The 13,872-nt window shown below is 69.1% G+C and carries 13 protein-coding genes; 10 read left to right on the forward strand and 3 right to left on the reverse strand.

What is annotated here, in order from left to right; translation table 11 throughout:
* Positions 1–133 precede the first annotated feature (133 nt).
* The 5 genes from BJ986_RS02695 to BJ986_RS02715 all read left to right on the forward strand — a co-directional run bounded on the left by BJ986_RS02695 (position 134) and on the right by BJ986_RS02715 (position 7,028).
* A complete protein-coding gene (locus tag BJ986_RS02695) occupies positions 134–1,147 on the forward strand; it encodes an ABC transporter ATP-binding protein (protein WP_179420602.1) in 1,014 nt (337 codons plus the stop codon).
* Positions 1,144–1,944: an ABC transporter permease gene (locus tag BJ986_RS02700; RefSeq protein WP_179420603.1), complete on the forward strand. Its 801-nt coding sequence runs from the start codon at positions 1,144–1,146 to the stop codon at positions 1,942–1,944. Before BJ986_RS02695 ends, BJ986_RS02700 begins: the two co-directional genes overlap by 4 nt.
* 159 nt (positions 1,945–2,103) lie before the next feature.
* Positions 2,104–5,991 (forward strand): multifunctional oxoglutarate decarboxylase/oxoglutarate dehydrogenase thiamine pyrophosphate-binding subunit/dihydrolipoyllysine-residue succinyltransferase subunit, encoded by a 3,888-nt coding sequence (locus BJ986_RS02705; protein ID WP_179423413.1) that lies wholly within the window; start codon positions 2,104–2,106, stop codon positions 5,989–5,991.
* A gap of 206 nt (positions 5,992–6,197) precedes the next feature.
* On the forward strand, positions 6,198–6,374 hold the full coding sequence (locus BJ986_RS02710; RefSeq protein ID WP_179420604.1) for a DUF6104 family protein: 177 nt from the start codon (positions 6,198–6,200) through the stop codon (positions 6,372–6,374).
* 3 nt (positions 6,375–6,377) lie between these two features.
* Positions 6,378–7,028 carry a GDSL-type esterase/lipase family protein gene (locus tag BJ986_RS02715; RefSeq protein ID WP_337794710.1) on the forward strand — a complete coding sequence of 217 codons (651 nt, stop codon included), beginning with the start codon at positions 6,378–6,380 and terminating at the stop codon, positions 7,026–7,028.
* Positions 7,029–7,081: 53 nt separating this feature from the next.
* Here the strand turns inward: BJ986_RS02715 and BJ986_RS02720 are convergent, their stop codons facing one another.
* Both BJ986_RS02720 and BJ986_RS02725 read right to left on the reverse strand, forming a co-directional pair.
* The gene (locus BJ986_RS02720) at positions 7,082–7,300 is read right to left on the reverse strand and encodes a hypothetical protein (protein WP_179420605.1); all 219 of its coding nucleotides are present in this window, start codon (positions 7,298–7,300) and stop codon (positions 7,082–7,084) included.
* Positions 7,301–7,353: 53 nt separating this feature from the next.
* Positions 7,354–8,343: a zinc-binding dehydrogenase gene (locus tag BJ986_RS02725; RefSeq protein ID WP_179420606.1), complete on the reverse strand. Its 990-nt coding sequence runs from the start codon at positions 8,341–8,343 to the stop codon at positions 7,354–7,356.
* A 91-nt stretch (positions 8,344–8,434) separates the two neighbouring features.
* On the opposite strand from BJ986_RS02725, the gene BJ986_RS02730 reads away from it, so the two are divergent.
* Entirely contained in the window at positions 8,435–9,355 is a 921-nt protein-coding gene (locus BJ986_RS02730; protein WP_179420607.1) for a nucleotidyltransferase family protein, read from the forward strand.
* Between the two features lie 5 nt (positions 9,356–9,360).
* Here BJ986_RS02730 and rfbD read toward each other — a convergent pair whose 3' ends face one another.
* Positions 9,361–10,233, reverse strand: coding sequence for a dTDP-4-dehydrorhamnose reductase (gene rfbD, locus BJ986_RS02735; RefSeq protein WP_179420608.1), 873 nt, complete (start codon positions 10,231–10,233; stop codon positions 9,361–9,363).
* Positions 10,234–10,312: 79 nt separating this feature from the next.
* Between rfbD and rfbA the strand changes: the two genes are divergently transcribed.
* The 4 genes from rfbA (at position 10,313) to BJ986_RS02750 (ending at position 13,791) form a co-directional block, all read left to right on the forward strand.
* Complete coding sequence (gene rfbA / locus BJ986_RS02740) at positions 10,313–11,194, forward strand: glucose-1-phosphate thymidylyltransferase RfbA (RefSeq protein WP_179420609.1); 882 nt, start codon at positions 10,313–10,315, stop codon at positions 11,192–11,194.
* Positions 11,194–11,793: a dTDP-4-dehydrorhamnose 3,5-epimerase family protein gene (locus BJ986_RS02745; RefSeq protein ID WP_179420610.1), complete on the forward strand. Its 600-nt coding sequence runs from the start codon at positions 11,194–11,196 to the stop codon at positions 11,791–11,793. Before rfbA ends, BJ986_RS02745 begins: the two co-directional genes overlap by 1 nt.
* A gap of 171 nt (positions 11,794–11,964) precedes the next feature.
* On the forward strand, positions 11,965–12,207 hold the full coding sequence (locus tag BJ986_RS16185; protein ID WP_238338043.1) for a hypothetical protein: 243 nt from the start codon (positions 11,965–11,967) through the stop codon (positions 12,205–12,207).
* Between the two features lie 9 nt (positions 12,208–12,216).
* Positions 12,217–13,791 carry a nucleoside-diphosphate sugar epimerase/dehydratase gene (locus tag BJ986_RS02750; protein WP_337794711.1) on the forward strand — a complete coding sequence of 525 codons (1,575 nt, stop codon included), beginning with the start codon at positions 12,217–12,219 and terminating at the stop codon, positions 13,789–13,791.
* Positions 13,792–13,872: the final 81 nt, after the last annotated feature.

Genomic DNA, 13,872 nt, shown 5'->3' on the forward strand with positions numbered 1-13,872 from the left:
GCCGACATCCTAGGGTCCGCACCGCATCCGAGCCGACTCGCCGACAGCTCGGGCCGACTCGCCGACAACCCGGTTGACCCTTCCCCTACGTCTGTTGGCAGGATGAGCCCATGCCACTCAACTGGGGGAATCGATGACCACGGCGACACCGACGACACCGACGAGAGCGCGAGAGGGCACGCGGATCGAGGTGCGCGACCTGACGAAGCGGTTCGGCACCTTCACGGCTGTCGACAACCTGTCCTTCACCGTCGAGCCGGGCCGGATCACCGGCTTCCTCGGGCCCAACGGCGCGGGCAAGACCACCACCCTGCGCATGCTGCTCGGCCTCGTCAAGCCGTCGAGCGGCACCGCCACGATCGGCGACCTCGCCTACCACGACATCCCCCAGCCCATGGCAGTCGTGGGCTCGGCCCTCGAGGCCACCAACTTCCACCCGGGTCGCACCGGACGCGACCACCTGAGGATCCTGGCCGACACGGCCGGGGTCGGCATCCAGAAGGTCGACGAGATGCTGGAGCTCGTCGGCATCCCGGCTGCCGCCCGCAAGCGTGCCGGCGGCTACTCGATGGGCATGCGCCAGCGACTCGGCCTCGCGGCGGCCATGCTCGCCGACCCGCAGGTGCTCATCCTCGACGAACCGGCGAACGGCCTGGACCCCGAGGGCATCCGGTGGCTGCGCGGGTTCCTGCGCCACCTGTCCGCCCAGGGCAAGACCGTGCTGATCTCCAGCCACATGCTGCAGGAGGTCGAGCAGACGGTCGACGACGTCGTCATCATCAACAACGGCAAGCTGGTCAAGCAGGGCGCCATGTCCGACCTGCACGGCGAAGCCCACGTGATCGTCCGCACCACCGACCTCGACGCCCTCGCCGGAGCACTGCGGGTCGCCGACGTGACCACCGAGCTGCAGGACGGTGCCCTGCTGGCCCAGACCCACGACCTGCGCCTCATCGGCGACGTGGCCCTGCGCGCCGGGCTGCCGATCTACGAGCTCCGCCAGACCACGACCGACCTCGAGGCGCTGTTCTTCGAGCTGACCGAGGGGACCAACCGCAACCTCGGTGACGGAGCCTCGGCCGGCTTCGGACAGGGCGCCGCGCCCGCACGAGATGCCATCACCGGACAGGAAGGGGCGCACGCATGACCGCCGCGATCCGCGCCGAGTTCCGCAAGTTCTTCACGACCCGGATGTGGTGGGGGCTGGCGATCGCCATCTTCCTCGCCGGGATCGCCCTCGCGGTCGCGTTCGGCTTCATCTACACACTCAAGCCCGACCCCGCCGAGCACCGCCCCATGGGCACGCCGCTGCAGATCGCGAACAGCGTCTACACCGCCGGCCTGGGCGTCGGCTACCTGCTCACCCTCACCATCGGCGTGATGCAGATCGGGTCCGAGTACCGCCACAAGACGATCACCAGCACGTTCCTCGGCACGCCCCGGCGCGCCAGGGTCATGGGGGCCAAGGTCATCGCCCTGCTCGGCATCGGCGCCATCTACGGCCTCATCTCGCTCGCCGGCTCGGTGCTCGCCGGGGCGATCGTCCTGCACGCCCGGGGCTACGCGCCGTTCCCCGAGGCGGGGGTCTTCCGCACCCTGGCCCTGAGCCTGCTCGTCCTCGGTCTCTGGGCGCTCATCGGCCTGGGCGCAGGCATCCTCATCCCCAACCAGGTCGCGGCGCTGCTGATCTCGGTGGGCGTGGCATGGATCGTCGAGCCGCTGGCCGGTTTCGGCCTCGGCTTCTGGTCCTGGGGTCGCGACCACATCGTCCCCTACCTGCCCAGCCAGGCCACCAGCGCCATGGTGAGCGGGGTGTCCCGCGGCGGCGGCGGACAAACCGTGCACGAGCTCACCTGGTGGGGTGGCGCGCTCATGCTCGCCGCGTACGCCGCGGTGATGGCCGGGTTCGGCTCCTGGCGCACGGTGCGCAGCGACATCAGCTAGGCGCGGCGGGGGTGGTGAGGAACGTCTCGGAAACTGTTCCCCGCCGCACCGAGGTGAGACGTGCGGGGCTAGGCTGGGAGCACGTAATTGCCCCGTCATTGTCGACGCTACGAAAGAGGCGTATCCGCCGTGCCCGACCAGTCCCCGACCAACGACCCCATGGCGGCCTTCGGGCCGAACGAGTGGCTCGTGGACGAGCTGTATGAGCAGTACAAGAACGACAAGAACTCCGTCGACAAGGCGTGGTGGTCCCTCTTCGAGGACTACCAGCCCGGCACGGACCGCCCGGCCGGTGACGCCCGTGCCGTGAACGGATCGGGGTCGAACGGGACCGCCGCTCCCGCACAGTCCGCGCCCGCCGCTCCCGCGGCCCCCACCGCTCCCGCTGCGTCCGCGCCGGCCGCCCAGCCTGCTACCGCCGCCCAGCCTGCTGCCACGCCCACCGCCGCGCCCGCCCAGTCCACGACCTCGGCCCAGACGACGGACAAGCCCGACGCCCTCACCGACAAGGCCGTCGCCGACAAGCCCGAGGACAAGGAAGCCGTGACCGGTGGCGAGGCCGCCGCCGCCGTCAAGGAGGTGCCCAAGCCGCGCGAGCCCGAGGCCCCCAAGCAGCCCGTGCCGGTCAACCAGGACCAAGTCAAGCCGCTGCGCGGCGCCAGTGCCCGCACCGTCACCAACATGGAGACGTCGCTGACCGTCCCCACCGCCACGAGCGTCCGCGCGGTGCCGGCCAAGCTGCTCATCGACAACCGGGTCGTCATCAACAACCACCTGCAGCGCTCCCGCGGCGGCAAGGTGTCCTTCACCCACCTGATCGGCTACGCCCTCGTCAAGGCGCTGGGCCACATGCCCGAGATGAACAACGGCTTCACCGAGGAGAACGGCAAGCCGGCCCTGGTCGTCCCGGGCCACGTGAACCTCGGCCTGGCCATCGACATGGCCAAGCCGGACGGCACCCGCCAGCTCCTGGTCCCCTCCATCAAGTCCGCCGAGTCGATGGACTTCGCCCACTTCTGGACCGCCTACGAGGACATCGTCCGCAAGGCCCGCGGCGGCAAGCTCACCGTCGAGGACTTCCAGGGCACCACGCTGACCCTGACCAACCCGGGCACCATCGGCACCGTCCACTCGGTCCCGCGCCTGATGGCGGGGCAGGGAGCGATCATCGGGGTCGGCGCCCTCGAGTACCCGGCCGAGTGGCAGGGGGCGAGCCAGGAGACCATCAACCGCAACGCCGTCTCGAAGATCATCACGCTCACCTCGACCTACGACCACCGCATCATCCAGGGCGCGCAGTCCGGCGACTTCCTGCGGATCGTGCACCAGCTGCTGCTCGGCGAGAACGGCTTCTACGACGAGATCTTCGAGAGCCTGCGGCTGCCGTACGAGCCGGTGCGCTGGGTGCGCGACATCTCGGCCCACCACGACGACGACGTCAACAAGACCGCCCGCGTCCAGGAGCTCATCCACGCCTACCGCGTGCGCGGCCACCTGATGGCCGACACCGACCCCCTCGAGTACCGCCAGCGGCGCCACCCCGACCTCGACGTCACCTCGCACGGGCTGACCCTCTGGGACCTCGAGCGCGACTTCGCGACCGGCGGCTTCGGGGGTGCGCCGATGCTGCGCCTGCGCAAGATCCTCGGCATCCTGCGCGACTCGTACTGCCGCACCATCGGCACCGAGTACATGCACATCCAGGACCCCGAACAGCGCCGCTGGCTCCAGGACAAGATCGAGGTCGGCTACGCCAAGCCCGGCCCCGACGAGCAGCTGCGGATCCTGCGCCGGCTCAACGCCGCCGAGGCGTTCGAGACGTTCCTGCAGACTAAGTTCGTGGGGCAGAAGCGGTTCAGCCTCGAGGGCGGCGAGTCGGTCATCGCGCTGCTCGACCGCATCCTGTGCCGCGCCGCCGCAGACTCGATGGACGAGGTCTGCATCGGTATGCCGCACCGTGGCCGGCTCAACGTGCTCGCCAACATCGCGGGCAAGTCGTACGGCCAGATCTTCCGTGAGTTCGAGGGCAAGCAGGACCCCAAGTCCGTGCAGGGCTCGGGCGACGTGAAGTACCACCTCGGCACCGAGGGCGAGTTCGTCGCCGAGGACGGCAGCAAGACCAAGGTCTACCTCGCCGCCAACCCCTCGCACCTGGAGGCGGTCAACCCGGTCCTCGAGGGCATCACCCGCGCCAAGCAGGACCGGCTCGACCTCGCGGGCGAGGACTTCACCGTGCTGCCCCTGCTGATGCACGGAGACGCGGCCTTCGCGGGCCAGGGTGTCGTCGCCGAGACCCTCAACCTCTCGCAGCTGCGCGGCTACCGCACCGGCGGCACGATCCACGTCGTGATCAACAACCAGGTCGGCTTCACGACCTCGCCGAGCGCCTCCCGGTCGAGCACGTACTCGACCGACGTCGCCCGGATGATCCAGGCGCCGATCTTCCACGTGAACGGCGACGACCCCGAGGCCTGCGTCCGGGTGGCCGAGCTCGCGTACGAGTTCCGGCAGGAGTTCAACAAGGACGTCGTCATCGACATGGTGTGCTACCGGCGCCGCGGTCACAACGAGGGCGACGACCCCTCGATGACCCAGCCGCTGATGTACAACCTCATCGAGGCCAAGCGCTCGGTCCGCAAGCTCTACACCGAGGCCCTGATCGGTCGCGGCGACATCGGGCAGGAGGAGGCCGAGGCAGCGCTGCGCGACTACCAGCAGCAGCTCGAGCGGGTGTTCGTCGAGACCAAGGCCGCGCTCAAGGAGGCCGCGACCACGGCCGACCCGAGCGACCCCACGCTGGCCGGCACCGACGCCGAGGGCCACTCGGGGCTCGAGCCGCCGGCCGCGCAGGCCACCGACAGGGCCACCCGTTCAGCGGACCAGACGGCCGTCCCCGCCGACCAGCTCCAGCACATCGGTGACGCGTTCGTGAACCCGCCGCCCGGCTTCACCGTGCACCCCAAGCTGCTCCAGGCCATGGAGAAGCGCGCACAGTCCACCCGCCAGGGTGGGATCGACTGGGCGACCGGTGAGCTGCTGGCGTTCGGGTCGCTGCTCATGGAGGGCACCCCGGTGCGCCTCGCCGGGCAGGACAGCCGCCGCGGCACCTTCGTCCAGCGCCACGCGGTCCTCATCGACAAGAACACCGCCGAGGAGTGGACTCCGCTGCTGTACCTCGGCGAGGGCCAGGCCCGGTTCTGGGTCTACGACTCGCTGCTGTCCGAGTTCGCGGCGATGGGCTTCGAGTACGGCTACTCCGTCGAACGTCCCGACGCACTCGTCCTGTGGGAGGCGCAGTTCGGCGACTTCCTCAACGGTGCGCAGACGATCATCGACGAGTTCATCTCCTCCTCGGAGCAGAAGTGGGGCCAGCGCTCGTCCGTCGTGCTGCTGCTCCCCCACGGCTACGAGGGCCAGGGTCCCGACCACTCCTCCGCCCGCATCGAGCGTTTCCTGCAGATGTGCGCCGAGGACAACATGACGGTGGCCTACCCCTCGACGCCGGCGAGCTACTTCCACCTGCTGCGGCGCCAGGCCTACGCCCGCCCCCGTCGTCCGCTGATCGTCTTCACCCCGAAGTCGATGCTGCGGCTCAAGGCGGCGAGCAGCATGCCGACCGACTTCACCGAGGGCACCTTCCGGCCGGTGCTGCCGGACCGCGCGTCGTTCGACCCGGCGGGTGTCACCCGCGTCCTGCTCGCCAGCGGCAAGGTCGTCTACGACCTCGAGGCAGCCCGCGACAAGGCCGAGGACACCTCCACGGCCATCCTGCGGGTCGAGCAGCTCGCGCCGCTGCCCGCCAAGGAGATCGCCGCCGAGCTCGCGAAGTACCCCGGTGCCGAGGTCGTGTGGGTCCAGGACGAGCCCGTCAACCAGGGTGCCTGGCCGTTCATGGCGCTCAACCTGCCGCAGGCCCTCGCCCAGCTGGGTGAGACCCGCCAGCTGCGGGTCGTCTCGCGCAAGGCATCCGCCTCACCGGCCACCGGGTCGAGCAAGCGGCACGCCGAGCAGCAGGCCGAGCTGATCGCAGCGGCCTTCGCCCGCTAGGACGACGTCCGGTCTAGGCCGCGCGGAGCGGAGGTCTGTGCACAGAGGTGGCGGTGTCTGCCCCATGAGCAGGTCGGTGGGAGGAACGCTGGATGTCTGTGCACAGACCTTTGCTGCCGCCGGCTCAGCGTGCCCCCAGCCGATAGCGTCCGGTATGCCGCGTGGCTGGCTCAGCCGCGCGGCCTACCCCCGTTAACCTTGCAGACGTGTACTTCACGGATCGCGGCATCGAGGAGCTGGTCGCTCGCCGAGGGGAAGAAGAGGTCTCCTTCGAGTGGCTGGCCGACCAGCTGCGGACGTTCGTGGACCTGAACCCCGAATTCGAGACCCCCGTCGAGCGGCTGGCCACCTGGCTGGCCCGGCTCGACGACGACGAGGACTGACGCGTGAGCGACCCCACCTTCACCCCGAGCGCCGAGTTCCAGGTCGCCTCCGACGGTCCGCGGGACGTGGGAATGGTCTTCGTCGGCGCCTCGCTCGTGGCCGGCGTCGGCGACCCCAAGGGTCAGGGCTGGGTGTCCCGCGTCGTCGGCCGCACGCACAGCGCCGACCTCGAGCTCACCGCCTACAACCTCGGCGTCCGTGGCGACACGACGGGCGATGTGCTGGCCCGGTGGAAGCCCGAGTGCGCGCCCCGGTGGCGGGGCCGCGCGGAGAAGCGGCTCGTCATCTCGGTGGGCACCGCCGACGCCATGGGTGGCGTCACGCTGGCCCGGCACCGGCTCAACCTCGCCAACATCCTCGACGACGCCGCGAGCGCCGGGATCGGCACGTTCGTCGTGAGCCCGCCGCCGACCGAGGACGAGGAGCTCAACGCCAAGCTCGACGTGCTGGTGGAGGCGCAGGCAGACGTGTGCGGGCGCCGGACCGTGCCGTTCGTCGACTGCTTCCGGCCGCTGCTCGGTCACGAGCAGTGGCAGAGCGACCTGGCAGCGAGCCGCGTCGCGCACCACCCGGGCCAGGCCGGTTACGGTCTCATCGCCTGGTTGGTGCTGCACAACGGCTGGTACGACTGGCTGCAGATCTCGCCCAGCTGACAGCACAGAAGCCCGGGCCGCCCGGTAGGGCCGCCCGTCGGGGTGAAGCGGACCTACAGGTGCTGGTCGGCCAGGTCGCGCAGGGCGGCCAAGGTCTCGACTGCGCCGCTGTCGCCGGCCAACCAGGGGTTGATGACCGCCCGCATCTCGGCATCGAGGTCGACCTGCGGCGTCCTGCGACGGCTGACGTGCGGCGCCGGTCGCACTGCCTGGGGGTTGCCGGTCCACCTCGAGTCGATCACGTCGTCAGGCGACGAGGGGAACTGTTCCATGGTCCCTTACTACGCCTCCTCGCCCGAGATGCCTAATCGCTTTCAGGCGCGTCTCAGCCGGAGCCCTCATCGGCGTCTATGGTGAACACGACCTTGCCGAAAACCTCGCCCGCGGCCATCCTGGCGAAGCCCTCGCGCGCCCGGCTCAGGGGCAGCGTCGTGTCGATGACCGGCTCGATCTTCCGCTGCACCACGAACTGCGTGAGCCGTTCGAGCTCGGTGCGCGTGCCCATCGTCGACCCGACGACCCGCAGCTGCTTGAAGAAGATCTTGGTCAGCTCGGCCTTGCTCGGGGCGTCGCCGGACGTGGCGCCGGAGATGACGATGGTCCCGCCCGGCTTGAGGGAGTTGACCGAGTGCGACCAGGTCGCGGCGCCGACGGTCTCCATGACGGCGTCGACCCGGTCGGGCAGCCGTTCGCCGCTGGCGAAGGCGCGGTCCGCACCGATCCCCACCGCGAGCCGGCCCTTCTCCTCGTCGCGGGTGGTCACCCACATCCGGTAACCCGCCGCCGACCCGAGCTGCACCAGGGCCGTGGCCACACCGCCGCCGGCCCCCTGGACCAGCACGGTCGCGCCCGGCGTCAGCCCGGCATTGGTGAACAACATCCGGTATGCCGTGAGCCAGGCCGTCGACAAGCAGGCGGCGTGCGTCCACGGCAGGTCCGCGGGCTTCGCCACGAGGTTCGTCGTCGGGACGGCAACCTTCTGCGCGAGCGTCCCGTCGTGCAGCTCCGAGAGCAGCGTCCGGCGCGGGTCGAGGGTCTCGTCGCCCCGCCAGCCCTCGCTGGGAACGACCGCGTGGACGATGACCTCGTTCCCCTCCTCGTCGACCCCCGCTCCGTCGCAGCCCAGGATCATGGGGAGGCGGTCGGCCGCCAGCCCGACGCCCCGCAGCGACCAGACGTCGTGGTGGTTCAGCCCGGCCGTCCTGAGCGTGACCGTGGTCCACCCCTCGCGCGGCTGCGGATCCGGCCGCTGCCCCACCTCCAGACCGGACAGCGGGTCATCGGCGGACTGGCGGGCGGCATAGGCAGCGAGCATGCGCCGACCCTAGCGAAAATCACATGGCACGAACGGCCGAGGGGTGACCCAAACGAAGCGGCCCTATCCGCGGCAGCATCATACTTGCGACGTGCCCCAGTCCACGCTGACCATGACCGAGGCCGTGCTGCTCGCGCACGCCCTCGTGGCCCGGACCGCGGAGGACGTCGGGGCCCGGATCCTCTTCATCAAGGGACCCACCGCGGTAGCTGTCCGTGCCCGACCCGCCAGGCTCTCCACCGACGTCGACGTACTCGTGGATCCCGTCGCCTTCGAGGAGGTGTGTCACGCAATTGAGGACATCGGGTGGAGGCGGCGGTTCACACAAAGGCAAATCTCCCGCGCTGCCGACCTCGCGTTCGACCACTCCACTCATTTCATCCACACTGAGTGGCCGTGCGACCTTGATGTCCACTTCAACTTCCCGGGGTTCCTAGCCGCCGACCAGGACGTGTTCGAAGCGCTGTGGCAGCGGCGCATCTTGGTCCCGATAGCCGGCACGAAGGTCCCGGCCCCTGACTTTACTGGGCAGTCGCTCGTGGTCGCCCTGCACGCCCTGCGCGACCCAGAGAATCACAGCAATACCGAGGACTTGAAGTACCTGTCGATTCGACTGGGCGGTGCCCATCCGGAGCTCGCGCAAGAGGTGGGCGAACTGGCGGCTGCGACAGGCTCGTCCGAGTCAGCACACCAGTTCCTGGTGTCCATAGGTGCGGCGCAGTCAACTCCCGAAATCGCCTCCGATCGACTTGCCGCCTGGCAGTTCCGGCAGCAGACCAGTGGCCTCTCCGGAGCGCTGTGGCTCGCAGAGCTACGCCGCACCCCATGGGCTCAGCGGCCCAAGCTCGCACTGGGGGCCCTGCTGCCTCGACGGGAATTCCTTGCCGGATCACACCTCGCGAGCGACCTCACCCGTCGCCAGGTGGCGGCGCTGCACCTTCGACGGTGGCAGCGCGGGCTCCGTGCCACGCCAGCCGCTTTGAGGTCACGCCACCTCGACAGTGGGGCCTGATCTGGCTAGCTGCTTTCGAGTCGTTCAACAACGTCGTGCAGGGACGTGGCGAGGCTCTCCTGCCAGTGGGGCAGCCGCGGGATGCGGGCCATGCGCCAGGCGTCGTGACCCAGGACGCTGTACGAAGGTCGGGGCGCCGGGAGCGGGAACGCGTCGCTCGTCGTCGGGCGCACCCGCTCGGGGTCCAGCCCCAGACCTCGGAAGATCTCGCGGGCCAGCCCGTACTTGGTCGTCTCGCCCTGGCTGGTTGCGTGCCACACGCCGAACGGCGCGGCGTCGTCGACCAGCCGCATGATCGCGCCGGCCACGTCCATGGTCCAGGTCGGCTGTCCGGTCTGGTCGTCGACGACATCCACGGTCTCGCGAGTGTCCGCCAGCCGAGCCATGGTCTTGACGAAGTTGGGGCCACCGGCGCCGTAGAGCCACGCGGTCCGCACTATCCACGCCTGCGGGCACCGGGCCTGGACCGCCCACTCCCCCGCTGCCTTGGTGCGCCCGTAGGCGGACAGCGGCGCGACAGGCGCGTCCTCGGCATACGGCTCCGTCGCCTCGCCGGCGAAGACGTAGTCGGTCGAGACGTGCACGAGCCGGGCACCGACCGTGCGGCACGCGTCGGCGACGTTGGCCGCTCCGAGGGCGTTGACCGAAAAGGCTTGGCCTTCATGGCTCTCCGCGTCATCCACGCGGGTGTATGCCGCGCAGTTCACCACCACGTCGTGGCCGCGGATGGCATCGCGCGTCGCCTCGGGGTCGGTGACGTCCAGGTCGGAGCGCGTCAGGCCGGTCACGTCGTCGTCCGAGACGCCAGCCAGTGCCAGGGCCACCTGCATGTCGAGGCCGAGCATCCCGCCCGCGCCCGTCACGAGCCAGCGGGTCATCGGCGGCTCGGATCCGACAGCACCGGATTTCTCATGGTCACGAGGCTATCGGAGCCCCGAGTCGGTAGCCTTCCTCCACATGAAGGGGATCATCCTGGCAGGGGGGACGGGGTCGCGACTGCACCCCATCACGCTCGGGATCAGCAAGCAGCTCATGCCGGTGTACGACAAGCCGATGGTCTACTACCCGCTCTCGACCTTGATGATGGCCGGGATCAGCGAGGTGCTCGTCATCACGACCCCCGAGGACCAGGACCAGTTCCGGCGGCTGCTCGGGGACGGCAGCCAGTGGGGCATCGAGATCACCTACGCCGGGCAACCCCGCCCTGAGGGACTGGCGCAGGCGTTCGTCCTCGGGGCCGACTTCATCGGTGACGACTCGGTGGCCCTGGTCCTGGGCGACAACATCTTCTACGGGACAGGTCTGGGCACCGCGCTCAAGCACAACACCGAGGTGGTGGGCGGCACGATCTTCGCCTACCACGTGACCAACCCCACGGCGTATGGCGTGGTCGAGTTCGACGAGTCCGGCCGCGCCATCTCGATCGAGGAGAAGCCCGCCGTCCCGAAGTCGAACTACGCCGTTCCTGGCCTGTACTTCTACGACAACGACGTCGTGCAGATCGCCCGAGGCCTGACTCCCAGTGCCAGGGGCGAGCTCGAGATCACCGCCGTCAACAACGCCTATCTCGAACGAGGCGACCTCACCGTGACCGTGCTCGAACGCGGGACGGCCTGGCTCGACACCGGCACGTTCGAGAGCCTCATGGATGCCTCCCAGTTCGTCTCCGTGGTCGAGAGCCGCCAAGGACTCAAGATCGGCTGCCCTGAGGAGATCGCCTGGCGCAACGGCTGGATCGACGACGCCCAGCTCGCCGCCGCGGGCGCTTCGCTCGCCAAGAGCGGCTACGGCGGCTACCTTCAGCGCCTGCTGGACGACCCAGGAACGGAGACCCCCTGATGCAGATCCGCCCGCTCGCGATCGCCGATGCCTTCGAGATCACCCCACGGCAGCTGAGCGACGACCGTGGGCTCTTCCTCGAGTCGTTCCGCGGCGACCTGCTCGCCGAGGCCATCGGACACCGCCCGGAGGTTGTCCAGACCAACATCTCCGTCTCTTCCCGCGGCACGGTCCGCGGCATCCACTTCGCGGACGTCCCACCGTCGCAGGCGAAGTACATCACCGCCCTGACCGGCTCACTGGTCGACTACGTGGTCGACATCCGGGTCGGGTCGCCCACCTTCGGCCAGTGGGACTCGGTGCTGCTCGACACGGTCGACCGCCGCGCCGTGTACCTGCCCGAGGGGATGGGGCACGCGTTCGCCGCCCTCGAGGACAACACGACGGCGATGTACCTCGTGACGGCGCCGTACACACCGAGCCGCGAGCACGGCATACACCCGCTGGACCCGGAGGTGGGGCTCGTGCTCCCCGACGGGATGACCGACCCCCTCCTGTCCCCCAAGGACCACGCGGCACCCTCGCTCGCCGAGGCCATGGAGCAAGGCCTCCTGCCCACGTATGCCGCGTGCAGCGAGTTCTACGCCGGTCTCACCTGAGGGGCGAACCGCGGTACGTCCGGACGAATCCGCGCAAAATCTCCGACAGCAATCGCTCCCGTATCGTTCATTTGAGCCCGTTCGGGCCCGCCACGCGTCCATGTGCGTCGATTGGTGTCTCCGCGCATGTAAACTCCCCGATGTTTGCGGCCAACGGGGAAGGGGGCGTGCGTGGACACAGCGCAGGCCAGACGTCGCGACCGGCTCAACCGGTGGCTGTGGGCGGTCATCGACTCGGCCGCCTGGGTTGTTGCTGTCTTCCTTGCCGTCTGGCTGCGTTATGACCTTGCTCTCGGGAACGTCCTGACCGCCCCGATCCTCTGGTTCTCCGTCGCCGCGGTGTTGGGTCAGGTGATCTTCGGAGCCTTCTTCGGCCCGTACGCCGTCGGCCACGACCGCGGCTCGTTCGACTAGATCTACGACGTGGGTCGCACGGTCCTGCTGACCACCCTCGTGCTGACCGTGCTGGTCTTCGCGCTGCACCTCAGGCCGGTGCCTCGAAGCGTGCCGTTCACTGCGCCGGCCTTCGCCATGCTCGGCATGTTCGCAGCCCGCTTCATCATCCGTTCGATCCGCACGCGCCAGGCCGCCCTCCACGACGGTGATGACCAGCGGGCCATCGTCTTCGGGGCCGGCGAGGCTGGCCGACGCCTGACCCGGAGCCTCATCCGCGACCTGGGCAGCGGCTACACGCCGGTCGCCCTGCTCGACGACGACTCGGCAAAGGCACGCCTCCGCGTCGAGGGCGTCAAGGTCCGCGGCACGCGGACCGCCATGGGCAAGGTGGCGCAAAAGCATGGGGCCGACACCCTCATCATCGCCCTTCCCCAGGCGGAGGCCCGCACCATCCGCGAGCTGACGCTGCTGGGTGAGGACGCCGGGCTCGATGTCCTGACCCTTCCCCCCGTGCGCGAGATCATCGGCGGCCGACCGACAGCTGGCGACCTACGCAACGTCGATGTCGCAGACCTGCTGGGCCGCCGTCCCGTCGAGCTCGACATGGCGGTCATCGCCGAACAGATCGCAGGCAAGAGGGTCCTGGTCACCGGGGCCGGCGGCTCGATCGGGTCGGAGCTGTGTCGGCAGATCGCCCGCTTCGGTCCGTCGAAGCTGTTCATGCTCGACCGGGACGAGTCCGGGCTCCAGTCGACTCAGCTGAGCCTGCACGGCAACGGCCTGCTCGACAGCGACGAGATCGTGCTGGCCGACATTCGTGATGTCGAGACCATGAGGCACGCCTTCGAAAGCGCCCGCCCCGACATCGTGTTCCACGCGGCCGCCCTGAAACACCTCCCGCTGCTGGAGGCGCACCCCCTGGAGGCCTGGAAGACCAACGTGATCGGGACCATGAACGTCTTGCACGCGGCGTCGGGTGTCGGGGTGGGCACCTTCGTCAACATCTCGACGGACAAAGCCGCCAACCCCACGTGCGTCCTCGGCTACAGCAAGCGCATTGCCGAAAGAATCACTGCGGACTTCTCCCACCGTTTCCCGGGTCGGTACGTGTCGGTGCGGTTCGGCAACGTGCTGGGGTCCCGAGGTTCCGTCGTCCACGCATTCACTGCGCAGATCCAGCTCGGAGGCCCGATCACGGTCACCCACCCCGACGTCGAGCGTTACTTCATGCTCATCCCGGAGGCCTGCCAGCTGGTCCTCGAGGCTGCATCTATCGGCTCGGATGGTGAGGTCATGGTGCTCGACATGGGCGAGCAGGTGAAGATCGTTGAGGTGGCCCACACCTTGATCCGCATGTCGGGTCGTCGAGACATCGACATCGTCTACACCGGTCTTCGTCCCGGCGAGAAGATCGGAGAGGAGTTGTTCTCCGACCACGAAGCACGTCGACCCACATCCCACTCGCTCGTTGCAAGCGTCCAGGTTCCAGCCATCGACTCCGCTTCTGTTGCCGAGTTGTCCCACGGCGACCATGGATCCGCGGCAGCGTGGATGCGCGACGAGGCGACTGATGCTGCTCTCACGTACGCGCGAGGCGATTGATTGGTGTTCCTGGTTCTGGTGGCGCTGTTGGCGACAGCAGGTTCGGCCCCCCTCGTGCGTGCCCTCATGCTTCGTAACGGG

Origin of the sequence: Pedococcus badiiscoriae, assembly GCF_013408925.1 — a bacterium.
Lineage (GTDB): Bacteria > Actinomycetota > Actinomycetes > Actinomycetales > Dermatophilaceae > Pedococcus > Pedococcus badiiscoriae.